The 24,985-nt window shown below is 71.9% G+C and carries 28 protein-coding genes and 1 riboswitch; of the genes, 21 read left to right on the top strand and 7 right to left on the bottom strand.

What is annotated here, in order from left to right:
• The first annotated feature begins 62 nt into the window (after nucleotides 1–62).
• A riboswitch (cyclic di-AMP (ydaO/yuaA leader) is annotated at nucleotides 63–203 on the top strand.
• Between the two features lie 58 nt (nucleotides 204–261).
• From ACZ5UI_RS13660 to ACZ5UI_RS13640, 5 genes are all read left to right on the top strand, one after another.
• On the top strand, nucleotides 262–876 hold the full coding sequence (locus ACZ5UI_RS13660) for a hypothetical protein (protein ID WP_464187636.1): 615 nt from the start codon (nucleotides 262–264) through the stop codon (nucleotides 874–876).
• Nucleotides 877–943: 67 nt separating this feature from the next.
• Nucleotides 944–1,693, top strand: coding sequence for a PspA/IM30 family protein (locus ACZ5UI_RS13655; protein WP_464187634.1), 750 nt, complete (start codon nucleotides 944–946; stop codon nucleotides 1,691–1,693).
• On the top strand, nucleotides 1,690–1,968 hold the full coding sequence (gene pspAA / locus ACZ5UI_RS13650; RefSeq protein WP_464187632.1) for a PspA-associated protein PspAA: 279 nt from the start codon (nucleotides 1,690–1,692) through the stop codon (nucleotides 1,966–1,968). The genes ACZ5UI_RS13655 and pspAA overlap by 4 nt, the downstream gene beginning before the upstream one ends.
• Before the next feature lie 29 nt (nucleotides 1,969–1,997).
• Nucleotides 1,998–2,879, top strand: a complete 882-nt coding sequence (locus ACZ5UI_RS13645) for a hypothetical protein (RefSeq protein ID WP_464187630.1) — start codon at nucleotides 1,998–2,000, stop codon at nucleotides 2,877–2,879.
• Nucleotides 2,876–3,760: a TolB family protein gene (locus ACZ5UI_RS13640; RefSeq protein WP_464187628.1), complete on the top strand. Its 885-nt coding sequence runs from the start codon at nucleotides 2,876–2,878 to the stop codon at nucleotides 3,758–3,760. Before ACZ5UI_RS13645 ends, ACZ5UI_RS13640 begins: the two co-directional genes overlap by 4 nt.
• Before the next feature lie 3 nt (nucleotides 3,761–3,763).
• On the opposite strand, the gene pspAB is transcribed toward ACZ5UI_RS13640, so the two are convergent.
• Both pspAB and htpX read right to left on the bottom strand, forming a co-directional pair.
• Nucleotides 3,764–4,339, bottom strand: coding sequence for a PspA-associated protein PspAB (gene pspAB, locus ACZ5UI_RS13635; RefSeq protein WP_464187626.1), 576 nt, complete (start codon nucleotides 4,337–4,339; stop codon nucleotides 3,764–3,766).
• 10 nt (nucleotides 4,340–4,349) lie between these two features.
• Complete coding sequence (gene htpX / locus ACZ5UI_RS13630) at nucleotides 4,350–5,276, bottom strand: zinc metalloprotease HtpX (RefSeq protein WP_464187624.1); 927 nt, start codon at nucleotides 5,274–5,276, stop codon at nucleotides 4,350–4,352.
• Nucleotides 5,277–5,403: 127 nt separating this feature from the next.
• On the opposite strand from htpX, the gene ACZ5UI_RS13625 reads away from it, so the two are divergent.
• The 3 genes from ACZ5UI_RS13625 to ACZ5UI_RS13615 are packed head-to-tail and all read left to right on the top strand — an operon-like array spanning nucleotide 5,404 to nucleotide 8,405.
• The gene (locus ACZ5UI_RS13625) at nucleotides 5,404–6,639 is read left to right on the top strand and encodes a murein hydrolase activator EnvC family protein (protein ID WP_464187622.1); all 1,236 of its coding nucleotides are present in this window, start codon (nucleotides 5,404–5,406) and stop codon (nucleotides 6,637–6,639) included.
• A gap of 32 nt (nucleotides 6,640–6,671) precedes the next feature.
• Nucleotides 6,672–7,466 carry a prolipoprotein diacylglyceryl transferase gene (locus tag ACZ5UI_RS13620; RefSeq protein ID WP_464187620.1) on the top strand — a complete coding sequence of 265 codons (795 nt, stop codon included), beginning with the start codon at nucleotides 6,672–6,674 and terminating at the stop codon, nucleotides 7,464–7,466.
• 48 nt (nucleotides 7,467–7,514) lie between these two features.
• Nucleotides 7,515–8,405, top strand: a complete 891-nt coding sequence (locus tag ACZ5UI_RS13615) for a TolB family protein (protein ID WP_464187618.1) — start codon at nucleotides 7,515–7,517, stop codon at nucleotides 8,403–8,405.
• Here the strand turns inward: ACZ5UI_RS13615 and ACZ5UI_RS13610 are convergent.
• The gene (locus ACZ5UI_RS13610; protein WP_464187616.1) at nucleotides 8,402–9,109 is read right to left on the bottom strand and encodes an alpha/beta hydrolase family protein; all 708 of its coding nucleotides are present in this window, start codon (nucleotides 9,107–9,109) and stop codon (nucleotides 8,402–8,404) included. The genes ACZ5UI_RS13615 and ACZ5UI_RS13610 overlap by 4 nt on opposite strands.
• Nucleotides 9,110–9,133: 24 nt before the next feature.
• Between ACZ5UI_RS13610 and lysA the strand changes: the two genes are divergently transcribed.
• Genes lysA through ACZ5UI_RS13575 form a run of 7 tightly spaced genes read left to right on the top strand, consistent with a single transcriptional unit; the run spans nucleotide 9,134 to nucleotide 14,852 of the window.
• Nucleotides 9,134–10,390: a diaminopimelate decarboxylase gene (gene lysA / locus ACZ5UI_RS13605; protein ID WP_464187614.1), complete on the top strand. Its 1,257-nt coding sequence runs from the start codon at nucleotides 9,134–9,136 to the stop codon at nucleotides 10,388–10,390.
• Complete coding sequence (locus ACZ5UI_RS13600) at nucleotides 10,374–11,600, top strand: homoserine dehydrogenase (RefSeq protein ID WP_464187612.1); 1,227 nt, start codon at nucleotides 10,374–10,376, stop codon at nucleotides 11,598–11,600. The genes lysA and ACZ5UI_RS13600 overlap by 17 nt, the downstream gene beginning before the upstream one ends.
• Nucleotides 11,600–12,613 (top strand): threonine synthase, encoded by a 1,014-nt coding sequence (gene thrC, locus ACZ5UI_RS13595; RefSeq protein WP_464187610.1) that lies wholly within the window; start codon nucleotides 11,600–11,602, stop codon nucleotides 12,611–12,613. Before ACZ5UI_RS13600 ends, thrC begins: the two co-directional genes overlap by 1 nt.
• Nucleotides 12,614–12,654: 41 nt before the next feature.
• On the top strand, nucleotides 12,655–13,137 hold the full coding sequence (locus ACZ5UI_RS13590; RefSeq protein WP_464187608.1) for a hypothetical protein: 483 nt from the start codon (nucleotides 12,655–12,657) through the stop codon (nucleotides 13,135–13,137).
• The gene (locus tag ACZ5UI_RS13585) at nucleotides 13,137–13,625 is read left to right on the top strand and encodes a hypothetical protein (RefSeq protein ID WP_464187606.1); all 489 of its coding nucleotides are present in this window, start codon (nucleotides 13,137–13,139) and stop codon (nucleotides 13,623–13,625) included. The genes ACZ5UI_RS13590 and ACZ5UI_RS13585 overlap by 1 nt, the downstream gene beginning before the upstream one ends.
• Before the next feature lie 3 nt (nucleotides 13,626–13,628).
• Nucleotides 13,629–14,480 carry a homoserine kinase gene (thrB, locus tag ACZ5UI_RS13580; protein ID WP_464187604.1) on the top strand — a complete coding sequence of 284 codons (852 nt, stop codon included), beginning with the start codon at nucleotides 13,629–13,631 and terminating at the stop codon, nucleotides 14,478–14,480.
• A gap of 12 nt (nucleotides 14,481–14,492) precedes the next feature.
• Nucleotides 14,493–14,852, top strand: a complete 360-nt coding sequence (locus ACZ5UI_RS13575; RefSeq protein ID WP_464187602.1) for a cupin domain-containing protein — start codon at nucleotides 14,493–14,495, stop codon at nucleotides 14,850–14,852.
• Nucleotides 14,853–15,048: 196 nt separating this feature from the next.
• Here ACZ5UI_RS13575 and ACZ5UI_RS13570 read toward each other — a convergent pair whose 3' ends face one another.
• Both ACZ5UI_RS13570 and ACZ5UI_RS13565 read right to left on the bottom strand, forming a co-directional pair.
• Nucleotides 15,049–15,831, bottom strand: coding sequence for a ParA family protein (locus ACZ5UI_RS13570; protein ID WP_464187600.1), 783 nt, complete (start codon nucleotides 15,829–15,831; stop codon nucleotides 15,049–15,051).
• A 41-nt stretch (nucleotides 15,832–15,872) separates the two neighbouring features.
• Entirely contained in the window at nucleotides 15,873–16,433 is a 561-nt protein-coding gene (locus tag ACZ5UI_RS13565) for an FHA domain-containing protein (RefSeq protein WP_464187598.1), read from the bottom strand.
• A 116-nt stretch (nucleotides 16,434–16,549) separates the two neighbouring features.
• Between ACZ5UI_RS13565 and ACZ5UI_RS13560 the strand changes: the two genes are divergently transcribed.
• From ACZ5UI_RS13560 to ACZ5UI_RS13550, 3 genes are read left to right on the top strand one after another with little or no spacing between them, the layout of a single operon-like run.
• The gene (locus ACZ5UI_RS13560; RefSeq protein ID WP_464187596.1) at nucleotides 16,550–16,804 is read left to right on the top strand and encodes a hypothetical protein; all 255 of its coding nucleotides are present in this window, start codon (nucleotides 16,550–16,552) and stop codon (nucleotides 16,802–16,804) included.
• 13 nt (nucleotides 16,805–16,817) lie between these two features.
• Complete coding sequence (locus ACZ5UI_RS13555) at nucleotides 16,818–17,315, top strand: SRPBCC family protein (protein WP_464187594.1); 498 nt, start codon at nucleotides 16,818–16,820, stop codon at nucleotides 17,313–17,315.
• A 19-nt stretch (nucleotides 17,316–17,334) separates the two neighbouring features.
• On the top strand, nucleotides 17,335–17,901 hold the full coding sequence (locus ACZ5UI_RS13550) for a hypothetical protein (RefSeq protein ID WP_464187592.1): 567 nt from the start codon (nucleotides 17,335–17,337) through the stop codon (nucleotides 17,899–17,901).
• Here ACZ5UI_RS13550 and ACZ5UI_RS13545 read toward each other — a convergent pair.
• Nucleotides 17,898–19,604, bottom strand: coding sequence for a penicillin-binding transpeptidase domain-containing protein (locus ACZ5UI_RS13545; protein WP_464187589.1), 1,707 nt, complete (start codon nucleotides 19,602–19,604; stop codon nucleotides 17,898–17,900). The two genes, ACZ5UI_RS13550 and ACZ5UI_RS13545, sit on opposite strands and share 4 nt — an antisense overlap.
• 41 nt (nucleotides 19,605–19,645) lie before the next feature.
• On the opposite strand from ACZ5UI_RS13545, the gene ACZ5UI_RS13540 reads away from it, so the two are divergent.
• The 3 genes from ACZ5UI_RS13540 to ACZ5UI_RS13530 all read left to right on the top strand — a co-directional run bounded on the left by ACZ5UI_RS13540 (nucleotide 19,646) and on the right by ACZ5UI_RS13530 (nucleotide 23,972).
• A complete protein-coding gene (locus tag ACZ5UI_RS13540) occupies nucleotides 19,646–20,797 on the top strand; it encodes a MarP family serine protease (protein ID WP_464187587.1) in 1,152 nt (383 codons plus the stop codon).
• Nucleotides 20,798–20,826: 29 nt separating this feature from the next.
• On the top strand, nucleotides 20,827–23,070 hold the full coding sequence (locus tag ACZ5UI_RS13535) for a type IA DNA topoisomerase (RefSeq protein WP_464187585.1): 2,244 nt from the start codon (nucleotides 20,827–20,829) through the stop codon (nucleotides 23,068–23,070).
• Between the two features lie 68 nt (nucleotides 23,071–23,138).
• Nucleotides 23,139–23,972: a DNA glycosylase AlkZ-like family protein gene (locus ACZ5UI_RS13530; RefSeq protein WP_464187583.1), complete on the top strand. Its 834-nt coding sequence runs from the start codon at nucleotides 23,139–23,141 to the stop codon at nucleotides 23,970–23,972.
• A gap of 36 nt (nucleotides 23,973–24,008) precedes the next feature.
• Here ACZ5UI_RS13530 and ACZ5UI_RS13525 read toward each other — a convergent pair whose 3' ends face one another.
• Nucleotides 24,009–24,941, bottom strand: a complete 933-nt coding sequence (locus ACZ5UI_RS13525) for a patatin-like phospholipase family protein (protein ID WP_464187581.1) — start codon at nucleotides 24,939–24,941, stop codon at nucleotides 24,009–24,011.
• Between the last annotated feature and the right edge of the window lie 44 nt (nucleotides 24,942–24,985).

The raw sequence follows: 24,985 nt of genomic DNA, 5'->3' as shown, positions 1-24,985 counted from the left end.
GGATGACGTTCCGCGCGGTACCCATAATCGTGGTGCAACAAACCGTGCGACCTGCTACGGTGCCGCGATCAACGCCGAGTTCTCAGCATGACGCTGGGGACCGGGGGACCCAGGTTGTTTGGGGTGAGTCTCCGAAAGGAGAGGCGCCGGCTCTTTCCGCGCTAACCCGTCAGCTAACCCCGGAGGCATACGAAAGAGGTAGCTGTGCGGGCATTTGCCCTTGTGACGACGATCGTTGCTTCGCTTCTGGCCATCCTGGCCGTGGCGATTCCGGCCTCCGCCGCCCCCAAGGGCACCACCGCAGGCGCAGCAGCGGCTCCTTCGACGGACCCGGCCCCGGCCGACCCGTCGACCACCCCGACCACGGGCACGACGACGCCCACGGTGCCGACCACGCCCACCACCACGGGCGGCGGCGCGACCTTCGGGGTCGATCCCAACCAGACGCCGGACATGCCCGACGCCACGATCCTCGCCGGCAAGGCCTACCCGCCCGTCGACGCGCCGATCGAGGTCAAGGAAGCGATCTGGGCCGCGAACGAGATCGTCGGCAAGCCGTACAAGTACGGCGGCGGCCACGCCCGCGTGAAGGACAGCGGCTACGACTGCTCGGGCACCGTGTCCTACGCGCTGCTGGGCGGCGGCCTGCTGGACGGCACGCCGCTGGACTCCTCGTCCTTCATGAAGTGGGGCGACGCGGGCCTGGGCGACTGGGTGACCGTCTACACCAACCCGGGGCACGCGTTCGTCGTGATCGCCGGGCTGCGCCTCGACACCAGCGCCGCGGGCGACCCGGCCGGCAACTCCGGCCCGCAGTGGCGCCCGGTCCTGCGCAACACCAAGGGCTTCAAGGCCCGCCACCCGGTCGGTTTCTAAGCCTCAGCTTTACGTGCGTCGGTAGGCTGGGCGACCAGCACCCACGACGCGCGGACAGGAGGCAGTGATGCCCGGCACCAGTGGCCGCTTCACGACCATCATCAAGGCGAAGATCAGCAAGATGCTCGACCGGGCCGAAGACCCGGGCGAGACGCTCGATTACAGCTACCAGAAGCAGCTCGAGCTGCTGCAGAACGTCAAGAAGGGCATCGCTGAGGTCGTCACCTCCAAGAAGCGACTGCAGATGCAGGCCGACAAGCTCCAGCAGTCGGTCGTCAAGCTCGACACGCAGGCCCGCCAGGCGCTGTCGGCCGGCAACGAGGAGCTCGCGCGCACCGCGCTCGAGCGCAAGACGCTGGCCCAGAACGAGCTGCAGTCGCTCGACGCCCAGGTCACCGAGCTCGAGGGCGAGCAGCAGAAGCTGATCGCGTCCGAGCAGAAGCTGCGCACGAAGATCGAGTCCTTCCGCACGAAGAAGGAAGTCGTCAAGGCGCAGTACTCCGCCGCCGAGGCGCGGGTGCAGATCTCCGAGGCCGCCACCGGTGTGGGCGAGGAGATGGCCGACGTCGGCCTGGCCATGCAGCGCGCGCTGGACAAGACCGAGGACATGCGCGCACGGGCCAACGCCGTCGAGGAGCTCGAGGCGGCCGGCACGTTCGAGGACCTGACCGCCCTCGGGCCCGGCCAGGACGACATCGACCGCCAGCTGGCGGAGCTGACCAGCGGCACCCAGGTCGATGACGAGCTGGCCAAGATGAAGGCCGAGCTGAGCGGCGGTGCCCCGGCGTCCCCGCAGATCGAAGAGGGCAAGGCGTGATCGTCCGGATCTCCACCGAGGGCCAGTACGAGCTGCCCGAGGGGATTCACGACGAGCTCAACGAGATCGACAACCGTGTCGTCGCCGCCGTCGCGGCCGACGACCTGTCGGCCTACAACGAGTCGTTCGGCGCCCTGCTGGACTTCATCCGCAGCAAGGGCACGCCGCTGGACGGCGAGGACCTGCGCGAGTCCGACCTGATCGTCCCCCCGCCGGACCTGACGCTGGCCGAGGCCGAGGTCGAGTTCGACGGCGACGGCCTGCTGCCCGACTGACCGCCGGACCACGAGCGAAAGGCGCACGGATGCGCACCCTCACCACGCTGTGCGTCGCGATCGCCTGCCTGATCGCGGCGCCCACCGCGCTGGCCGCGACCGGCCCGCAGACCGAGACCGCGTCGTCGGGCGGCGTCAGCGCGACGCTGACCTACACGCTGAAGGGCAGCTTCGAGGCCTCCGACGTGCGCGTGGCCATCACCCGCAACGGCGTGCCCGCGACGCTGGAGGGCGGCGCGAATCCCGCCGCCGGCTGCGACGAGTGCCAGGACGCCGTGCCGATCGGCGGCATCGGCCTGGACGGGGACGACACGAAGTCGCTGACCCTGGCCGACCTCGACGCCAACGGCGAGCCCGAGGTGATCGTCGACACCTACACCGGCGGCGCGCACTGCTGCTCGATCTCGGCCATCTACGGCTGGGACCCGGCGACCAACCAGTACCGCCACCTGATCCAGTACTGGGCCGACCCGTCCTACGTGCTGCGTGATCTGGGGGGTGCGCCGGGCCTGGAGTTCGTCACCCACGACCCGCGCTTCGCCTACGCGTTCTGCGCCTACGTCTGCTCGGCCATGCCGGTCGTGGTCGACCGCTACGAGAACTTCGAGCTCGTCGACGTGACGAAGGAGTTCCCGCTGGTCATGAAGCAGGACGACCGTGACCTGCGCAAGTCGATCAAGCAGCTGGCCCGCCACAAGGACCAGTGGTACGCGATCCGAGGCCTGTACCCGGCGCTGTGCGCCAACCTCTACCGGCTGGGCGCGGGTGCCTCGTGCCGCAGCCAGCTGCAGAGCGCGCTCAAGCGCGGGTGGCTGCAGCAGCAGCCCATCGACCAGGGCATCTGGCCGGGCGGCGAGAAGTACGTGACCAAGGTCCTGGCCACCCTGAAGAAGTACGGCTACACGGCGTGAGGCGCGCGGCGGCGGTGCTCGCGGCCGGCGGCCTGCTGGTGGCCGCCGCCCCCGCGCCGGCGGCCGACAACGGGCGCATCGCCTACACGGTGGTCGGCCTGCGCGGCGCGACGATCTTCAGCGTGCCGCCGTCCGGCGGCGCCCCGACCAAGCTGACAGCCGGGCGCGCGCCGACCTGGGCGCCCGATGGCCGGACGCTGGCCTTCGTGCGCGGCGGCCTGAAGACGGCGGTGTACACCGCCAGCGCCGAGGGCGGGACGATCAAGCGGCTGCTGTCCAACGCGGGCGCGCCCTCCTACTCGACGGACGGCCGGCGGCTCGCCTTCGTGCGCAACCGCTCGCTGTGGGTGGCCCAGGCCGACGGCAGCGGGGCGCGGGTCGTCTACCGGGCGGCGAAGCGCTGGAGCGTGGACACGCCCGTGTTCTCACCCGACGACGACGAGATCGCCTTCAACTACGTCAAGGACGTCGAGGCCCCGAACCCGACCCACGCGCTCGTGCAGACGGTCGCGGCGCCGGGCAGCGGCGGCGGGCACGGCCGGGTCCTCAACCGCCCGGACCAGAACGCCAACGGCTGGATCAACGGCGGCGTGACGCTGTCCTGGCAACCCGACGGCGACCGCCTGCTGCTGTCGCTCCTTCTCGGGCCCACCGGTGACGGCATCGGCACCGGCACGATTCCGGCCGGCGGCGGCGGCACCACCGCGACGATCACCACGGGGGCCTACGCCAAGTGGGCTCCGGACGGCCGGCAGTTCTGCCTGACCGGCCGCGCCGGGCTGCTGCGGGCGACGTTCGGCTCCGACGTGCTGACCACGGTGGTCAAGGATCCGGCCGGCGGCGCGGTCATCGGCGACTGCGCCTGGCAGCCGCTCCCGTAGCGCTCAGATCGGGACGCCCCACAGCGGGAACCAGCGCTCCAGCTCGGGCTCGATCGGCAGCTCGCCGTCGATCTGCGCCTTGAGCTGCAGCTCGCGCTCGACCGAGCGCTGCTGGTCGCCGGGGGCGGGCACGAACGGGTACCAGCTGCCCCGCTTGATGTTGTAGATGAAGTAGAGCGGGCGCTTCTGGCTGTCCTGGAAGGCGAAGACGGCGGCCAGCACGCGGTCGCCGTAGCCGCCCAGCGCGATCGCCTCGTTGACCGCGTTGACGGCCACCACGAGGTCCTCGACCTCGTCGTCGCGGACGATCATCCAGCGGTAGCCGAACGTGTCGTCGCTGGTGTCGATCGTCGTCCCGGTCTCCTGGCCGGTCGAGCGCACGACGTCTTCCATCTCCTGGACGATCTGGTTGAAGTCGGCGGTGGCCAGCGGCTGGAAGACGATCGCCGCCACGCCGCGGGTGTGCACGTCGTGGCTGGTGTCGAGCGTCACGTACGCGGTCGACATCGCGAACAGCCGGTCGCGCGAGGCGGGCGGGGCCGCCTTGCGCTTGCCGAGCAGTGCGTCGAAGAAACCCACGAGGGGGAGACTACGCCGCCAGGGCGCTGGTGCCGGCGGTGCCCTGGAGCTGCTGCTCCAGGCGCTGCAGGCGGGCGATCCGCTGCTCGACCGGGGGGTGCGTCGAGAACAGGTTGCGCACCGAGTTCTTCGCCGACGCCGGGATGATGAAGAAGGCGTTCATGTCGGCCGCGGCGCGCAGGTCGCGCTGGGGCACCCGCTGCATCTGCCCGGAGATCTTCAGCAGGGCCGAGGCCAGCGCGCTCGGGCGACCGGTCAGCACCGCGGCGCCGCGGTCGGCCGCGAACTCGCGGTAGCGCGACAGCGCCTGCATCAGGAAGAACGAGACGACGTAGACGACCAGCGAGACGAGCAGGACGACCATCCAGCTCGGGCTGTCGTCGTCGTCGGAGCTGCCGTGGCCGCCACCGCCGAACAGGAAGCCGAACTGCAGGATCATCGAGGCCACCGCGGCGCCGAAGCTGGCCAGCGTCATCACCATCACGTCGCGGTTGGCCACGTGCGAGAGCTCGTGGGCCATGACGCCCTCCAGCTCGGCCGGCGTCAGCAGGTTCATGATGCCGGTCGTCGCCGCGACCGTCGCGGCCTTCTTGCTGCGGCCCATCGCGAACGCGTTGGGCATCTCGGTGTCGATCACGACGATCTTCGGCTTGGGCAGATCCGCCTGGATGCAGAGACGCTCGATCATCGCGTGGAGCTCGGGCGCCTGCTGGGGGGAGACCTCCTTCGCGCCGAGCGAGGCCAGCGCGATCTTGTCGGAGGCGAAGACCTGCAGCAGGAACAACCCGATCGCGACGATCGCGATGATGCCCACGCCGGCGCCGGCGGCGAACAGCACGCCGAGCAGCACGATGTAGACCGCCCCGAGCAGGAAGAACGTGAGGAGGATCCGCGCCTGGAGGCCGGTGTCCTTGCCGAACTGGGTGGGTCGAGCCATGCGCAGAATTTTGGCAACCCTCACTAAAGGATGGGTGAAGCGGGCCTCCCCCGGCGGGGATTCCCCGCTGGGCGGCGCGTTGCAGTCCTTTGGCGAGGGTTGGCGTGTTGCTACACAGATGGCCCCGGTGCGTCGCCGCAATCTCACGCTGGGCGCAGTTCTGTGCGCCTCCATCCTCGCTCCCCTGCTCCTGTGGGCGCTGTCCCCGTTGGTCACCACCGCGGCGGCTCCGCGCACCCTCAACGAGGTCGAGAAGAAGATCGAGGAGAAGCAGGGCGAGATCGATCGCAAGAAGAGCTCCGAGCGGGTGCTGACCAGCGACATCACCGGCTACACCGACCGGATCGACGACCTGCAGGGGAAGATCACCACGCTCCAGCAGCGCCAGGTGACGATCCAGGCCGACCTGGACGCCAAGCGCGCCGAGCTGGTCAAGATCCAGGACGAGCTGCGCTCCGAGCGCGCTCGCCTGACCCGCCTGAAGGCGCGTCTGCTGGTCTCCGAGAAGGCGCTGTCGCAGCGGCTGGTCGAGCTCTACAAGTCCGACCGCCCGGACCTGATCACGATCGTGCTCAGCTCCAAGGACTTCTCCGACCTGATGGAGCGGGGCGAGTTCCTGCGCCGCATCTCCGACGCCGACAAGCAGATCGTGGCCAACGTCAAGACCGCCAAGGCGGACGCGACGGCGACGACCGAGCGCCTGGCCTCGCTGGAGTCGCGCCAGCAGAAGGTCGCCGCGGTCGTGCTCGAGCGCCGCAACGAGGTGGCCGGCGTGAAGGACGAGCTGGTCGACGCGCGCAGCGGCTACGAGGAGTCGCGGTCGGCCAAGCGCAGCGCGCTGATGAGCGTTCGCGGCGAGCGCCACGAGCTGGAGGACGACCTGGGCGAGCTGCGCGACGCGCAGGCCAAGATCCAGGCGCGCCTGGCCGCCGTGTCCTCGGGCTCGACCGGCGCCCTGCCCGCCGGCCCGATCCAGCAGGGCAGCGGCGGCATGGTGTGGCCGGTCAACGGTCCGATCACCTCGCCGTTCTGCGAGGCGCGTTCGTGGGAGTCCTGCCACCCGGGCATCGACATCGGGGTGCCCTCGGGGACGCCGATCCGCGCCGCCGCCGCCGGCCGCGTGGTCCTCATGCAGCCGGACGCCAGCTCCGGGGGCTACGGCAACTTCACCTGCATCCAGCACACCGCGTCGATGTCGACGTGCTACGCGCACCAGTCGCAGTTCGGCACGTCGATGGGCGCGCAGGTCTCCCAGGGTCAGGTGATCGGCTACGTCGGCTGCACGGGGCGCTGCTACGGCGACCACCTGCACTTCGAGGTGCGCATCAACGGCGCGGTCACCAACCCGTTGAACTACCTATAGCCACCAGGCATCTCCCGTAGGCTGAGCGACCGATGCAGCCAGAGATCGGTCCCGTCAAGACGTTCGGCGTGATGTTCGCGCTCGCCTTCATCGCCTGCGGGGCGATGGCCTGGCGGCGCTTCCAGGAGCTCGGCAAGCCCACGGACTGGGCCTACGAGGTGGTGTTCAGCGCGCTCGTCGGTGGCCTGGTCGGCGCGCGGCTGTACTACCTGATCCAGCATCCCGGCGAGTTCGGCCTGTCGGGCATCTTCAGCGGCTCGGGCCTGGTCTTCTACGGCGGCGCCGTGGGTGGGGCCGCCGGCGTCCTGCTGTGGTGCTGGTGGCGCGGGATGCTCAACGGCTTCATGCTCGACATGGGCGGCATCGGGCTGGCCATCGGCTACTCGATCGGCCGCATCGGCTGCCAGCTGGCCGGCGACGGCGACTACGGCACGCCGACCTCGCTGCCCTGGGGCATGGCCTATCCCGAGGGCACCGTGCCGACCACCGTCGACGTCCATCCCACGCCGATCTACGAGACGCTCTCGATGGGCCTGGTCGCCTGGCTGCTGTGGCGCTGGCGCGACCGCTTCGCCCCGGGCGCGATCTTCGGCTTCTACCTGATCTTCGCCGGCATCGAGCGCTTCCTCGTCGAGTTCATCCGCCGCAACGCCGACGACGTCGGCGGGCTGACCGCCGCCCAGCTGTGGTCGATCGGCTTCTTCCTCGTCGGCTTCCTCGTGCTGATCGCGATCGCCCGGCGCAACGACAACAACATCATGCGCACGACCCCCGCGCCCGGCATCACGCCGAAGGCCGCGGGCGTGATCGTCGGGTCAAAGGCCTAACGCTCAGAAATCTTGCCTGACGAGCGCGAACGTGCCAACCTGCTTGGCGTGCGCGTCCGCTTGCTCGTCTCCCTCGTCGTCGCCTTCGCCCTCTCGCTGCCGGCCGTCGCGTCCGCGCAGGCGACCGGCACCATCGCCTACTTCGCCAGTTCGCCGATGGGCGTCACCGTGACGCCGCTGGGCGGAACGCCGTCGCTGCAGCTCGGCGCGGCGACCTCGAGCCCCTCGTGGTCACCGGACGGCACGCGCCTCGCCTTCACCGAGGAGAACTTCGCCAACGGCGCGACGGCGGTGGCGGTGGCTCCGGTGGCCGGCGGCGCGATCGCCACGCTGGCCACGGACGGAGAGGCGCCGGTCTTCTCGCCCAGCGGCACCCAGGTGGCCTACACCGACAACGGGCTGTTCGTCGTCTCGGCCACGGGCGGACGGGCCCGGCAGATCGTGCCCGGGTCGGCGACGGTCGGCAGCTGGAACGCCACCACGCCGGTGTGGACGCCCAGCGGCAAGCAGCTCCTGTTCGTGCGCGGCCGGGTCGGGGCGACGCCCGCCTCGACCCCGCCGGCCACGCTGGCCAGCGTGGCCGCGAAGGGGGGCAAGGTCACCACCGTCCCGCTCACGCTGCCGAGCGGTTGGCGGCTCGGCGGTGGCGTGGCGCTGTCGCCGTCGGGTACGACGCTGGCGCTCGGCCTCTACCAACCCAGCACGGCGCCCGGCGTCCCGTCGACGTTCGGGATCGCCTTCGCGCCGGTGGCCGGGGGCACCGTCTCGACGGTGTTCAGCGGATACAGCGACCCGGCGTACTCGCCAGACGGGACGATGCTCTGCGCCACGGCGTCCGCCCCGGCGGGGGGACTGTCGTCGCTGACGATCCTGTCCAGCAGCGGATCGGTGCTCCAGGCGACGGGCCTCAGCGGCTCGCAGTGCTCCTGGCAGCCCTAGGGCCGGGCGAGGCGACCCAGGAAGCGCATCGCCTCCGCCTGCAGCTCGGCGTCGTGCTGGATCGAGCGGTGATGGCCGCCGGGCAGGAGGAGCAGGCGCTTGGGCGAGGCCAGGTCCGCGGCGGCGTCCAGCGCGACAGAGTGGGTGTAGGGGACGCTCTCGTCGCCCTCGGCGTGCAGGAGCAGCAGGCCGCCCTCGTAGGCGGACACCGCGGCCAGGTCGTCGTGCTCGGACAGGAAGGCCTCGAGGCCTGAGTGGTCGGCGCGGAAGTCGAAGCGGCCCGCGCGCAGGCCGCGCACGAGGCCGTCCATCGGCGCCGGGCAGATGGCCACGACCGCGGCGGCGCCCACGTAGGACGCGCCGACGATGGCCAGGTAGCCGCCCATCGACGACCCGCGCAGCGCCAACGGCACGCCCGCCGGCAGCTCGCCGACCATCGCGGCCAGATCGCCGAGCACGCCGGCGCCGAGCGCGCCCTCGCTCTCGCCGTGCCCGCGCGCGTCGAAGCACAGGGCGCACCAACCCGCCGCGCGGGCCAGCCGGGCGAAGTCGAAGTGCGACTCCTTGGCCGAACCGGCGCCGTGCAGGATCAGCAGCGCGCCGCGCGGCGTACCCTCCGGGGCGAAGCGCGCCCAGGCCAGACCGGCCGTCCGGCCCAGGTCCGGCGGTTCGACGGAGACAACGCGGCTGCGCCCAGAACGCACGAACTGCGATCCTGCCACGACGCCATGGCCGTGACCACACCGACCCTCTCGCCCGCCTTCCCGACCGCCAGCCGCCTCAACGAGCGCGGCGTGCTGGAGATCGGCGGCTGCGACGCGCTGGAGCTGGCCCGCGAGTTCGGCACGCCGGCCTACGTCGTGGCCGAGGACGACCTGCGCGCCCGGGCCCGGGCGATGGTCGCCGCCTACGCCGCCGCGGGCGCCGACGACGTCGAGATCCTGTTCGCCTCCAAGGCCTTCCCGTGCACCGCCGTCTACCGCGTCCTGGCCGAGGAGGGGATCGGCTGCGACGTCGCCTCCGGCGGCGAGCTGACCCTCGCGCTGGCCGGCGGCTTCGACCCGGCCCGCATCGTCTTCCACGGCAACGCCAAGTCGCGCACCGAGCTGCAGATGGCGCTCGACGCCGGCGTCGGCCTGATCGTCGTCGACAACCTCGAGGAGATCGCGCGCCTGGAGGCGCTGCTGGATCGCCCGCAGAAGGTGCTGCTGCGCGTCACGCCCGACGTGCGCGGTGAGACCAACGACAAGATCTCCACCGGCCAGGCCGACTCGAAGTTCGGCTTCGCGCTGGCCCAGGCGCCCGACGCGATCGCCCGGGTCCAGGACTCCGCGCTGCTGGATCTGCAGGGCGTGCACTTCCACATCGGCTCGCAGCTGCTGTCGGTCGTGCCGTTCGTCCGCGCCGCCCAGGCGATCGCGCAGCTGGGCGACTTCCCGATCGTCAACGTCGGCGGCGGCCTCGGGGTGGCCTACACCGACGAGCAGCCGCCGAGCTTCGCGGACTACGCCAAGGCGAAGGTCGACGCGGTCCACGCGCACCTGGGCCCGGGCAAGCGGATCATCGACGAGCCCGGCCGTGCGCTGGTGGCCAACTCGACCGTCACGCTGTACTCCGTCGAGTCGGTCAAGACGAACGTCTCCACCTACGTGGCCGTCGACGGTGGCATGTCGGACAACCTGCGCCCGATGCTCTACGGCGCTCGGTACGAGGCGCACGTCGTCGACCGCTTCGGCGGCCGGACCCGCGTGCACCTGGCCGGCAAGCACTGCGAGTCGGGCGACGTGATCGCCCGCGACGTGCTGCTGGACGACCCGCGCCCCGGCGACGTGATCGTCACGCCCGCCACCGGCGCCTACGGCCACGCGATGGCCAACACCTACAACGGGGTGCCCCGACCGCCGGTCATCTTCGCCAAGGACGGCGATGCCCGGGTGGTCGTGCGCCGCGAGACCTACGAGGACCTGCTTGCCCGAGACCTATGAGGTCGGGCTGCTGGGCCACGGCACGGTCGGCTCCGCCTTCGTGGAGCTGCTCGAGGCCCGCGCCCCGCAGATCGAGACCATCACCGGCCTACGCCCGCGCATCAGCGGCGTGCTGACCCGTTCCCGCGGCGACTTCGAGGAGATCCTCGCCGCCAGCGACCTGATCGTCGAGGTGATGGGCGGCGTCGAGCCCGCGCGCGACTACGTCCTGCGCGCGCTGCGGGCCGGCAAGCACGTCGTCACCGCCAACAAGCAGCTGCTGGCCCAGCACGGCGAGGAGCTGTGGGCGGCCGCGCGCGAGCACCAGGTGCAGCTGCGCTTCGAGGCCGCGGTGGGCGGCGTCGTGCCGGTCATCCGGGTCGTGCAGGAGACGCTGGCCGCCGCGCACATCGACCGCGTCACCGGCATCGTCAACGGCACGACGAACTTCATCCTGTCCGAGATGGCCCGCACCGGGGCGACCTACGACGCCGCGCTGGCCGACGCGCAGCGGCTGGGCTACGCGGAGGCCGATCCGACCGCGGACGTGTCGGGTGCCGACGCCGCCGCGAAGATGGCGATCCTCGCCCGCCTGGCCTTCGACACGCCGGTGCACCTCGACCAGGTCGTCTACGAGGGCATCGAGCAGATCACGCCCGACGACCTCGAGTACGCCCGCCAGTTCGACCTCGGCCTCAAGCTGATCGGCACCGCCGAGCGCATCGACGGGGGCCTCAGCGTCCGCGTGCACCCGGCGTTCCTGTACAGCGGCCATCCGCTGGCCAGCGTCAACGGGCCGTTCAACGCCGTCACGATCGAGTCGCCGGCCATCACCGAGATCACGCTGTCGGGGCCGGGCGCGGGCGGCCCGCAGACGGCCAGCGCGGTCCTGGGCGACCTGATCAGCGCGATGATCCCGCCCGCCTCGACGCCGGAGACGTCCCAGCAGCTGGAGATCGTCAAGGACGTCGACTCCGCCTTCTACCTGCATCTCGAGGTCGACGACGAGCCCGGCGTGCTGTCGCAGGTCGCCGCCGCGCTGGGCGACCAGGGCGTGTCGGTCAAGTCGGTCGTGCAGAAGGGGATGGGGCCGCAGGCGCGGCTGGTGATGGTCCTGCACCGCGCGCCCGAGCAGCGCTTCCTGGCCGCCGTCGAGGCGATCGGCGGGCTGGGGTTCATGCGCTCCAAACCGCGTTTCATCCGCGTTGTCGAAGAGGAGTACGGCGTCTGATGCCCGGTCTGATCCGCCGCTTCCTGGCCGACCTGCCCTTCGAGGCCGACGACCCGATCGTCGACATGGGGGAGGGCTCGACGCCGCTGGTGCACGCGCCCGCGGTGTCCGACCGCGTCGGCGCCGACGTGTGGCTCAAGCTCGAGGGGCTCAACCCGACCGGCTCGTTCAAGGACCGGGGGATGTGCTGCGCGGTCACCGCCGCCGCGCGCGAGGGCGCCGAGACGGTCATCTGCGCCTCCACGGGCAACACGGCGGCCAGCGCGGCCGCCTACGCCGCCCGCGCGGGCATGCGCGGCGTGGTGATCGTCCCCGAGGGCAAGATCGCCAGCGGCAAGCTCGCCCAGGCGCTGGTCTACGGCGCCCGCGTGATCGCCCTGCAGGGCAACTTCGACGAGGCGCTGCGCCTCGTGCGCGAGCTGACCGACGTGCATCCGATCGCGCTGGTCAACTCGGTCAACGACTTCCGCCTGGAAGGCCAGAAGACCGCGGCGTTCGAGCTGCTGGAGGACCTCGGCGGGGACATCGACGGCCTGTGCATCCCCGTCGGCAACGCCGGCAACGTGACCGCGTACTGGAAGGGCTTCCAGGAGCGGGGCGCGTCGCCCAAGCTGTTCGGCTTCCAGGCCGAGGGCGCGGCGCCGCTGGTCCACGGCGCACCGGTGGCCAAGCCGGAGACGATCGCCAGCGCGATCCGCATCGGCAACCCGGCGCGCTGGGAGGAGGCGATGTCGGCGATGACGACGTCGCGCGGCGCGGTGCGGGCGGTCAGCGACCCGGAGATCCTGGAGGCCTACGACTTCCTGGCCCAGCGCGAGGGGATCTTCTGCGAGCCGGCCAGCGCGGCATCGGTCGCCGGCCTCCTGAAGTACGGCCCCGACGGCTGCGAGCGGATCGCCTGCGTGCTGACCGGCAACGGGCTGAAGGATCCGCAGACCGCGCTCGATCGTGCGCGGGGCGTGATCCCGTGCATCGCCGAATTTGGCGCGCTGGAGTCAGCCGTACTGGACTGAGACAGCCTTGCGTCGGTAGCGTCGCGGCCGTGCGCAATTCGATGCGGAATCTCACCCTCCTGGCGGTGACGGCGGGGGCCGTCGTCGCCGTCGTTCCGGCGGCCCAGGCCGCCAAGGCCGTCAAGGCCTGCCCGCTGGCCACGCCCGGTCAGGTCCAGAAGGTCCTGGGCGTCGACGTCGGAGCCGGGAAGTCGGAGAAGCTGCCCAGCCCCGACGGCCTGGCCACCGAGCAGTGCTCGTTCACGGGCCAGGGGGAGGCGGCGGCCTTCCTGATCGTCCAGGTCAGCCAGGGCAAGCTCGCGGCGACGAGCTTCAACCAGGGCATGAAGACGCTGAAGGTCAAGCCCCTGAAGGGGATCGGCACGAAGGCCTGGGTGGCCCCGTCCAGCGGAAAGGTCGGCTTCCTCTACAAGGACGTCTACGTGCTGATCCAGCCGCCGGCCGGGGACTACGTCGGACTGGACCGGGCGAAGGTGCCCGACCTGGCCAAGGACGTCTTCCAGTCGCTGAAGGGCAAGATCTGATGTTCGCCCGGAACGTCGCTCTGCTGGCGGCCGTCGCCGGGACCGTCGCGGCGGCGGCGCCGGCCGCTCACGCCGCCAAGAAGGTCAACCCGTGTGCCCTGGCCACGCCGGGGCAGGTCCAGATGGTCAGCGGCAACGCGGTCGGCGCCGGCAAGCTGAAGAAGGCGCCCGGCCCGGCGGGCAAGACCACCGACCTGTGCCTGTTCAACGTGCCGGGCAACCAGGTGTCGGCGGTGATCATCCAGGTCACGACGAGCAAGGACGCGGCCAAGAGCTTCGCCGCGGGCCAGAAGTCGCTGCCCAGCAAGCCGCTCAGCGGGATCGGGAGCAAGGCCTACCAGGTCACCGACGCCGGCACGGTCGGCTTCCTCTACAAGCACTGGTACGTGATCGTGCAGCCGTCCTACACGCCCGAGCCGGGCATCGACCTGTCGAAGGTCCCGGATCTGGCCAAGGTCGTGTTCTCCTCGTTGAAGAGCTACAAGTAAGGCGTGCACCGCCGCCGCCTCGTTCGCGTCCCCGCCTCGAGCGCCAACCTGGGCCCGGGCTTCGACGCGTTCGCGGCGGCGGTCGCGTTCCATCTGGAGCTCGAGGTGGAGGAGACGGGCACGTTCGCCGTCGAGACCGACCTCGACGTCCCGCGCGACCGCTCCAACCTGCTCGTGCGGGCGTTCGAGCGCCTGGCCCCCGCCGACGGGCTCACGTTCCGGGTGCGATCGACCATCCCGATGTCCGGCGGCCTGGGCTCCAGCGCCGCCGCGGTCGTCGCGGGACTGGCCGCGGCCGACCACCTGTACGAGCTCGATGCCGACCTGCTGGCCCTGGCCACCGACATCGAGGGCCATCCCGACAACGTCGCGGCCGCGCTGCACGGCGGGTTCGTGGTGGTGGCCGACGGCGAGGCGATCCGCTTCGACCCGCCCGCCGCGCTCGAGGCGCTGGTCGTCGTGCCCGGCGAGCCGGTGCAGACGAGCGCCGCCCGCGCCGCGCTGCCCGCCGTCGTGCCGATGGCCGACGCGGTCTACAACACCGCCCACGGCGCCCTGCTGATGCTCGGCCTGGCCCGCGGCGAGCTCGATCTGGTCACCCGCGGGCTCGGCGACCGCCTGCACCAGCCCTACCGGGCGCCGCTGTACCCGCGCTCGGCCGCCCTGGTCACCGAGGCGCAGGCCCTGGGCGCGCTGGGAGCGACGATCTCCGGCGCGGGGCCCACCGTCCTGGTCTGGACCCACATGGAGGCCACAGCGGCCGTCTACGAGCGCCTGCGCGAGCGGTCCGAAGGGTGGGCGACCGTGCACCGAGCGGCGTTCGAGCCGTCCGGCGCGGACGTGCGCGAGCTCTGAGAGGCTGCGGCGATGGACGACACGATCAACCTCGCCGCCAAGCTCGCGCTGCTCGACGCGCCGTACGTGCCGGGCATCGTCGGCTACTACAACGACAACAAGCTGGTCGTCGTCAAGGTCCTGGGCGAGTTCACCTGGCACAGCCACCCCGAGACCGACGACTTCTTCCTCGTGCTGGCCGGCGAGCTGACGATCCAGCTGCGCGACCGCGACGTGGTCCTCGGGCCGGGCGAGCTGTACGTGGTGCCCGCCGGGGTCGAGCACTGCCCGAAGGCCGACGAGGAGACGCACGTCCTGCTGATCGAGCCGCGCGGCACCGTGAACACGGGCGACGCCGGCGGCGCGCAGACCGCGCCCGAGCGCGAGCTCTGAGGTCCGCGAGAAGCGAGACCGCGCGCCTCATGTCTGCCGAGAGGCGTTTTCCCTCCGCTCAGCGGAGGGAAAACGCCACTCGACCGCGGTGAGGGCGCGGACGTCTCGCTTCCCGCGTCCGGGTGCGTCGCTGCAACCGCTCGCGCGCCTTCGATGCCGTCGTCCGCCTGACCTGCCCCGGCGGATCGAGCCCCGCCTACGCGGCGAGCAGCTTCTTGAGCTTCTTGCGCGCGTCCGGGAAGTCGCCCAGGCGCGTCAGGAGCTCGTCGGCCAGCGCCAGGTAGTCGGCGCCGAGGTCCGGGCGGTAGTCGAGGATCGAGACGCCGCGCTCGGCCGACTCGGCGTAGGCGATCGACGCGCGGATGGTCGTCTCGAAGACCTTGTCGCCGTACTCCTCCTTGAGCGTGGCGTAGTTCTCGCGCGAGTGGACGGTCCGCATGTCGGCGATGTTCAGCACGACGCCGACCCAGTCGAGCTCGTCGTTGTGCAGGTCGCGGGCGACCTCGAGCATGTCGAGGACCTGGACGACGCCCTGCAGCGAGAAGTGCTGCGCCTCGGCGCTGATCAGCGCGCGGTCGGCGGCGACGAGCCCGTTGACGGTCAGCAGGCCGAGCGCCGGCGGGCAGTCGATCAGGATGACGTCGTAGTCGTTGCGCACGTCGCGCAGCGCGCGCTTGAGCGTCAGCTCGCGGCCCATCTTGCCGGCCAGCTGCAGCTCGGCCTCGGCCAGCGACAGGGCCGCGGGCACGACGTCGTCGTGGATCGCCTTCTTCAGCTTGGCCTGGCCGGTCAGGACCTCGGACACGGTCGGCTCGGCCTCGGGCGGCACGTCGAAGTAGTCCGACAGGTTTCCCTGCGGGTCCAGGTCGATCGCGAGCACGCGCAGGCCGCACCGGCGCAGGACGTCGGCGAGGGTGCGCACCGTCGTCGTCTTGCCGGTGCCGCCCTTCTGGGAGAGGACTGCGATCGTCACCGCCATCAGAGCGCGCGGACGTTACCGACCGCGCGCTCCGGCCGCGCTCAGGTCGTGCGGGCGGCGACCTCGGTGACCACCAGGAAGGTCAGCCGGTAACGGCCCACGACGATCTCGTCACCATCGTGCACGACGCGCCAGTCGACGCGCTCGCCGTTGACGAACACGCCGTTGAGGCTGCGGTCGTCGAGCACGCGCACGCCGTCGGCCTGGCGCACGATCAGCGCGTGGCGCCGGCTCACCGTCGGGTCGTCGAAGCGCACGTCGGCGGCCAGCGACCGGCCGATCCGCGTCCACTCGCGCGTCACCGGCACCAGCCGCACGTCGGCGGACTCCTCCAGGGCCAGGTACTCGCCCGGCGCCGGTGCCAGGGTGCGGGCGTGGCGCAGCCAGTCGGCCTGCTCGAAGCCGCCGCGCCGGGGCGGGTTGCCGCGCACGAAGCGCCCATCGCCCACGCCGAACAGGGACGCGCGCGCAAACGCCCGGCCTCCGCAGGTCGGGCAATCGGGCAGCGCGTCCTCCGCGGCGAGGGTGACGACGTAGCCGCACCCGTCACAGCGAAACGAGCCGGTCCCCGCGAGCGTGCCCGTCGTCAGTGATTCCACCATGCTCTCCCGCCTCTCCCCTCGGGATCTTTTGCGGAATCGTACCGCGCCGGAGGCGATCGCCCAAGGACCGGTATAGCTCGGGAGGAGCGCGTGGTCCGAAGGCGAACCACAAAGGCATGTTCCGCCGCCGCACCGAGCTCGAAGACCACCTGGTGCGCCGCAGCGTGGACCTGCTGAGCCACGATCGCGAGGGCTGTCAGCGCTGCGGACGCACGCCGCTGACCGGCGAGCACGTCGTCCGCTCCAAGGACGGATGGCTCCTGTGCGAGCTGTGCCGGCCGCTGACGCGGATCGAGGACGCCCGCGAGGAGGTCGTGCGCCACAGCGAGCACGGCCACACCGTGCGGTCGGTCCAGCGCATCGCCGCGTAGACTTGGGCGCCGCATGGAGCCCGTCACGGTCAACACGACCATCGCCCGTCCGCGTGAGGAGGTCTTCGCCTACCTCTGCGACATCGCCAACCACCCCGAGTTCACCGATCACTACCTGGTCGACTGGCGCCTCACGCGCGAGGACTCCTTCGGTGAGGGTGCCGGTGCCCGTTTCTCCGTCGACGCCCCGCCGCCGCGCCAGCGCTACACCGGCGCGGACGTGACCCTGGTCGAGGTGCAGGCCCCCTGGCGCCTCGTGCTCGCGGGTCGCGGCGGCAAGTTCAACCGCGTCCGTCTGCGCGTGATCTACGAGCTCCAGCCCGCCCATGGCGGCACCCGCGTGGAGTTCACGACGGCCACCAAGCCCAAGACGCTCCCGGACCGTCTCGTCGAGTCCCTGGGCTTCCGCGGCTGGCTGCGGCGGAAGTCCAACAAGGCCATGCGGCGTCTGCGCTCGATCCTCGAAGACAACGAGGGACGTGGCCAGCGGGCGACGATCGCCGGACGTTGAGGCTAGGATCCCGCCCCGCATGAAGCTCCGTCGCCTGTTCGCCGTCGCCGCCGTCGCCATCGCTGCCCTCGCCTTCACGGCCTGCGGCAACAAGGAGGAGGTCACGACCTTCGGCCATACCGAAGGCGCCTACCTCAACGTCGGCAACCTGACCTACCAGGTCCAGATCTCCCGCCAGCTGAACCCGAACGACAACGAGGACAAGGCGTACCTCGTCGACGTGCCCGAGGATCAGCGCGAGCTCGCGCCCGACGAGGCGTGGTTCGCCGTGTTCGTCGTCGGCTTCAACGAGGGCGACGATCCGCAAGAGGCGATCACCGACTTCAAGATCACCGACACCCAGGAGAACGTCTACACGCCCCTGGAGATCGGTCCGGACAACGTCTTCGCCTACCGCCCCGGCGTGATCGAGCCCGGCGAGACCAAGCCCGAGATGGACACCGCGGCGCGCAACAACCCGTCGGTGAACGGCTCGATGCTCCTGTTCAAGGTCAAGAACGCGACCTTCGACAACCGCCCGCTCGAGCTGCACATGCGCGCGCTGGCCGGCGAGCCGCGCGAGGCCACCGTCGACCTCGACGTCTAGGGCTTCGCCAGAGCCGCTTGCAGGACCGATCGCGCGACCGGCGCCGCGTAGGTGCCGCCGGAGCCGACCCGCACGAGCATGACCCCGACCACCGCGCGCGGCTGCTTCTTCTGGGCCGGCGCGTAGCCGGCGAACCAGGCGTCGGTGTCGGGGATCGGGTTGGGATCGGCGACCGGGATCGCGCCCGCGTCCTCGGGCACGTCGGGCTCGCTCTCCAGCTCGGCGGTGCCGGTCTTGCCCGCCACCTGCACGCCGGGGATCGCCGCCGCGGTGCCCGTGCCGTAGTCGACCACCGCGCGCATCATCTGCTGGACCTCGCCGGCGATCTTCGGCGTGGTCACCGGCACGCGGCCCAGGCTCTGCCCGTAGGTGAACGTGGGGCGGGGGCGCTCGCCCTTCAGCGCGATCGTCGCGGCGACGACGGCCATCGTCAGCGCGGTGGCCTGCACCTGTCCCTGGCCGATCGCCGACGAGCCGAGCGCGAGGTCGTCGCCGATCTCGCTGGCCGGTGGGATCGTCGGCGTCGCGGCCCCGGGGATGCCCGGGTCCTGATCGAAGCCGAAGCGGCGGGCGACCTCGACCAGGCGCTCGGCGCCCACGTCGGCGCCCATCGGCGCGAACACCGAGTTGCACGAGTGCGCGAAGGACTCCACCAGCGAGCCGCCGCAGTACTCGCCGTCGTTGTTGTCGAGCTCGACGCCCTCCAGCGTGGCCGACGTCTCGATCGGATACTCCTTGTCGAGGCTCGTGATCCCGTCCTCCAGCGCCGCGGTGGCGGTGATGATCTTGAAGGTGGAGCCCGGCGGCTGGAGTCCGGACAGCGGGATGCCCGCGGCGGCGAGGATCTCCCCGTTCTGCGGCCTGAGCGCCACGACCCCGCCCAGGCGGCCGGCCAGCGCGTCGACCGCGGCCTGCTGGACCTTCAGCGACAGCGAGGTGCGCACCGCGTCGGCGGCCTTGGGCGGCTGGGTGCCCAGGAGCCGCTCCCCGGCCAGCAGCACGCCGCCGGGCCGCCCGCGCAGCTGGTCCTCGAAGATCCGCTCCAGGCCGCTGACGCCCACCTGCGCGTCGTCGGGCACGCCCTGCGCGCGCAGCCCCTGCTGCTCGTCGGCGGGCATCGGGCCCAGGTCGCCGACGATCGAGGAGGCGACGGGATCCACGGCCTGCCCGTCGGGCGCCCGCACGAGCGGCTGGCGGTCGCGCGACAGCAGCGCGGCCCGCGCGGGCAGCGCGGTGCGCCGGGTCAGCTTCTCCCCGGGGCGCAGGCCCGGGAAGGCCAGATCCGGCGTCCAGCTGATGCGCGCCTGGCCGTCGATCTCGGTGACGGGCAGGCGCAGCATCTGGCGCACGGTGCCGAAGGCGACGGTCTCGACCACCGCGGGCACCTCGACGGTGCTGTCGCCGACGTCGTGTGCCTCGCCGAAGCGCACCTCGCGCGCCGTGGCCGTCGTCTCGGCGCCTCGGTAGGCGCGCGCGAAGTCGCGCAGCGAGCGGTCGTGGGCGGCGGCGTCGGTCAGCGCGTACATGCGGGCCAGGTCGCCGCCGTGCCAGGCGGTGACGAACGCCTCGGCCGCCTGCTGGGAGGCGGGAACGTGCTGCCCGCCGAGGACCGCACCGGCCCCGAAGGCGAGCACGGCGACGCCGGCGATCGGCGCGATCCGGCGCCACCGCAACCATCCCTGCCGGTGTTCGCTCCCGCTCACCTGACCGCAACGGTATTTGATGTGACGAGGATTCCCGCCTGATGACGCGCCTGGACTGGATCATCGTCGTGCTGACGCTCGCCGGAGCGGCGATCGGCTACTACCGCGGGTTCGTCGTCGGCGCGCTGTCGCTGATCGGCTTCGGCCTGGGCGCGGTGGCGGGAACGCGCCTGGCGCCGCTGCTGCTGTCCGACGGGGCCGAGTCGCCGTATGCGCCGATCTTCGGCCTGGTCGGCGCGATCGCCATCGGGTCGATCCTGGCCGCGGGCTTCTCGGGGATCGCCTACCGGCTGCGCGGCGGCGCGCAGCGGATTCCCGGCTTCAGCACGGTCGACGGCGGGCTGGGCGCGGTGCTCAGCGCCGGGATCGCCCTGGGCATCGTGTGGCTGGCCGGCGCCGTCGCCCTGCAGACGCCGGGCCAGGCCTCGCTGCGGCGCGAGGTGCAGCGCTCCTCGGTGCTGCGCACGCTCAACGACGTGCTGCCGCCGTCCGGGCCGATCCTCAACGCGCTGGCCCGCTTCGACCCGCTTCCGGCCTTCCAGGGCCCGCAGGCCGACGTGCCCGCCCCCACCGCGCGCATCGCCCGCACGTCCGGCGTGCGGCAGGCGGCGCGCTCCGTGGTGAAGGTGCTGGGCAACGCCTGCGGGCTGGGCGTCGAGGGGTCGGGCTGGGTGACCACCGACGGCCTGGTCGTCACCAACGCGCACGTGGTGGCCGGCCAGGACGACACGACGGTCCAGCTGCAGGGTCGCGGTGCGCGGCTGACGGCGCGCGCCGTGGCCTTCGACGAGCGCAACGACATCGCGGTGCTGGCCGTCGACGGCCTGCGCGCGCCGGGGCTCTCGCTGCGCGGCGAGGTCCCCTCGGGCACGTCGGCGGCGCTGCTCGGCTTCCCGCTCAACGGTCCCTACGACGTGCGGCCCGTGCGCATGGGGCAGACCCGCAAGGCGATCGCCGACGACGCCTACGGCAACGGCCCGGTGACCCGCTCGATCGCCCCGCTGCGCGGGCGCGTACGCCACGGCAACTCCGGCGGTCCGCTGGTCGACGAGCAGGGGCGCGTGGTCGGCACGGTGTTCGCCTCGACGGTGGGCGACGATCGTCCCGGCGGCTACGCGGTGCCCAACGACGTCGTGCAAGATGTCCTGGCCGGGGTGCGCGGTGGCGTTTCGACCGGGCCGTGTGCCCGCTAGCGAGAAGCCTCGCTAGGCTCCGCCAGGTCATGGCCAAGACCCTCGTCATCGCCGAGAAGCCGTCCGTCGGACGCGACGTCGCTCGCGTCCTGCCCGGCCCGTTCGCCAAGAACGAGGGCTTTCTGGAGGGTCCCGACCACGTCATCACGTGGGCGGTCGGCCACCTCGTGCAGCTCGCCGAGCCCGACGAGTACGACGCCAAGTTCAAGAAGTGGAAGATGGGCGACCTGCCGATCGTGCCCGAGCGCTTCAAGCTCGTCGTGCGCGACGAGCGCTCCAAGAAGCAGATGACGGTGGTCAGCCAGCAGCTCAAGCGCGACGACGTCGACGACGTCATCAACGCCTGCGACGCCGGCCGCGAGGGCGAGCTGATCTTCGCCTATCTGTTCGAGAAGGCGGGGGCCAAGAAGCCCGTCCAGCGGCTGTGGCTGCAGTCCATGACCAAGGAGGCGATGAACAACGCCTTCGCCAGCCTCAAGCCCGCGTCCGAGTACGCCACGCTCGAAGAGGCCGCCCGCTCGCGCTCGGAGGCCGACTGGATCGTCGGCATGAACGCCACCCGCGCGGCGACCATCCGCCTGCGCTCCTCCTTCGACGGCGCCGTCTCGCTGGGCCGCGTGCAGACGCCGACGCTGGCCATCCTGGCCCGCCGCGAGGACGAGATCGCCGCGTTCAAGCCCGAGCCCTACTGGCTGGTCGACGCGGTCTTCGAGGCCGACGGCAAGCGCGTGTACGAGGGGCGCTTCCACGAGGGCGCCCAGCCGCGCATCGCCACCGCCGAGCAGGCCGACGCGATCGTCGCCGCCGTTCGCGGCCAGCGCGGCGAGATCACCAAGCTCGACAAGACCAAGCGCACCGAGAAGCCGCCGCTGCTGTACGACCTGACGTCGCTGCAGCGGGACGCCAACACGCGCTTCGGCTTCTCCGCGCGCCGCACGCTGTCGGCCGCGCAGCGCCTGTACGAGGAGCACAAGGTGCTCACGTATCCGCGTACCAACTCGCGCTACATCACCAGCGACATGATCGGCGAGATCAAGCCGACGGCGGTGTTCGTCGGGGGCAACCGCGAGTACACCAAGGCCGCCGAGTACGTCGCGAGCCTCGATCTGCTCCCGCTGGGGCGCGTGGTCAACAACGAGAAGGTCACCGACCACCACGCGATCATCCCGACGCGCTCCGAGCACAAGCTCGACAAGCTCAGCGACGACGACCGCCGCGTCTACGACATGGTCGCCCGGCGCTTCTTGGCCATCTTCCATCCCGATGCGCAGTTCGAGAACACGCGCATCGAGACGACCGTGGCCGAGCACGTCTTCCGCACCCGCGGCAAGGTCCTGATCGTGCCGGGCTGGCGCGGCGTGTACGGCGAGCTGTCCGAGGGCGAGCAGGCCGCGTCCGACGACGACGAGGGTCGCGATCAGCAGCTGCCCAAGCTCGAGAAGGGCGAGAACGTCGACACGCGTTCGGTCGAGTCGGCCGAGAAGGAGACCAAGCCGCCGCGGCGCTACAGCGACGCGTCGCTGCTGGGCGCGATGGAGACCGCCGGCAAGCTGGTCGACGACGACGAGATGCGCGAGGCGATGAAGGAGTCCGGCATCGGCACGCCGGCCACCCGCGCCGCGATCATCGAGCGCCTGATCGACGTCGGCTACGTCGAGCGCGACGGCCGCGCGCTGGTCTGCACCGAGAAGGGCGTCAACGTCATCCGCCTGCTCGACAACCACCCGCTCACCTCGCCGTCGCTGACCGGCGACTGGGAGTCGCGGCTGGTCAAGATCGAGAACGGCACGGACACGCGGCCGAAGTTCATGGCCGACATCGCCGACTTCGCCCGCCAGACGGTCAACGTGCTCGACGAGAAGCTCAAGGACGTGCGGATCCCGCGGGCGATGGTCGGGCCCTGTCCGGTCTGCGGCCTGGACATCAACGAGAACCGCAAGGGCTACTCGTGCTGGTCGCGCGAGGACCCGGGCTGTGGCTTCGTCATCTGGAAGGCCAAGGCGGGCAAGACGCTGTCGCCCGCGGTGGTCAAGGAGCTGATCAAGGCGGGCTACACGGCGCGTCCGGTCACCGGCTTCCGCGGCCGCTCGGGCCGCGCCTTCCGCGCCCGCCTGGCGCTGGAGCAGACCGACGAGGGCCGCTGGCGCGTCGAGTTCGACGAGCCGTGGGCCAAGGAGGGCGCCAAGCCGCCCGACCAGGAGACGATCGCGGCCGAGGCCGCCACCGCCGCGGCGTCGTCGGACGCCGGCTCGGCTCCGGCGGAGGCCGCGTAGTCCAGCGACGGGCGCGGGCGCGGGCGCAGCTGCTGGGGCAGCGGCGCCGTCGTGCTCCGGTCGATGTGGTGCGGGCGCTGCTCGCGGTGCAGGCCCAGGACGAGCGGGCGGCGGCGCTGGCGTTGCGGGCTCGCGCGAGCGGGTTCGGCTTCGCGGACGTGGGCGCGTCGCGCGAGCTCGTGCTCGGCTGGCTGATGCGCGGGACGCTGCATCTGGTCGCCGTGGAGGACTGGTGGTGGTTGTGGGCGCTGACCGCGCGTCGCGTTCCCGAAGGGGATGCGCGGGCCGGCCTGGTCGGTTCGGTGCTCGCCTCCGATGGGCCACTCGTGCGCTCGGTGCTGCTCGAACGGCTGGCCGCGAAGGGGTTGGTGCTGGAGGGCCAGGCGTTTCCGCACCTGCTGGCCGACTGCTGCGCGCGCGGTGAGGTGGTGCTGACGCCCGCGCGGGAGTTCGTGCTGGCCGCGGACTGGGTCGGCGCGCGCGTGGAGGTCGACCGGGCGGCCGCGCTGGCGCAGCTGGGCGCGCGCTACGCGGCCGCGCACGTGGGCGCCGACGCCGTCGACCTCGCCGCCTGGTCGGGCCTGGGGATCCGCGACGCCCGCACCGCCCTGACCGACGTTGGCGGAGAAGACCGTGACAGCCGCGGAGAGCTCCGCCAACCCCGGCTGTTGCCCGCGTTCGATCCGTATCTGCTGGGCTGGAAGGACCGCTCGTTCGCGGTTTCGGCGGCGCTGCGCAAGCGCGCGTTCCCGGGCGGCGGGATGCTCCGGGCGGTCACGCTCGAGGACGGGCGGGTCACCGGCACGTGGACGATCCCCGGCGGGGTGCCGAAGCTCGACACGCCCAACCCCGAGGCGTTCGCCCGCGAGGCCGCCGACGTGCAGCGATTCCTGCGCACCTGACCGGCCGAGTGGCACATTCCCTCCGCTGAGCGGAGGTCATGTGCCACTCGGCCCGGCGAGCGCGGCTTCGGCGGCCGCGCGGGCCAGCGCGGCGGCCGCGCGGAGCTTGTCCGGGTCGCGCTCCAGGCGCCCGGGCACCGGCGAGCCCTCGGGCAGGAAGACGCCGAGCACGTTGGGCTCGGACTGGATCCGCTCGATCGTCGCCGCGTAGGCGGCCGGGCGCGTGCGGTAGGCCTCGACCAGGGCGGGGTTGAGCGCGTGCAGGCGGCGGCTGACCAGCCGGTCGCCCAACCCGGTGCCGACCGCGGGCACCGCGGCGCCCGCCGGGCGGGTGAGGAGCACCAGCACGTGGGTCGCGCCCGCGGCCAGCGCGGTGTCCAGCGGGATCGGCTCGATCAGCCCGCCGTCGAGGAAGCGGCGGCCGTCGGCCGCGCGCACCGGCTCGCCGCCGATCCAGGGCAGCCGCGACGAGGCCAGCAGCGCCTCGCGCAGCGCCGGACGCTCGGCCATCCCGGTCAGGTCCACGGCTCGGGCGCTGGCCACGTCGCAGGCCACGCAGTGCAGCTCGACGGGCGAGTCCAGCGTGCGCTGGTGCCGTGCCGCGTCGAGCGTGTCGGGGTGGTCGTAGTCCAGGACGAAGTCGACCTCGACGACGGCGCGGCCGAGCAGCAGCCGCGCGGGGTTGATGAAGCGCCGGTCGGTGAACGCGCCGGCGTACTCGTGCGTGCAGCCCGCGGCCACGCCGGCCAGCAGCGCGGCCGCGTTGAGCGCGCCCGCCGACGCGCCGGCGGCCAGGTCGAACGCGTCGACCAGGCCCGCGGACTCGATCGCCGCGCACATCGCCGAGGAGACGACGCCGCGCATCCCGCCGCCCTCGACGGCCAGCGCGATCCGCCGGCCGTCGGTGCGCGCGAACGGCGTCGAACCGGCCGCGCGGCGCTCGTGCAGGGCCTCGATCACGGGATGCATGGGCGCGAATCATGCCGCCGATCGGTGCGCAACGATCACTGACC

The organism is Conexibacter sp. JCM 18997, from assembly GCF_055391915.1.
The sequence above is the reverse complement of the archived record's forward strand: the minus strand, read 5'-3'. Positions and strand labels throughout refer to the sequence as shown.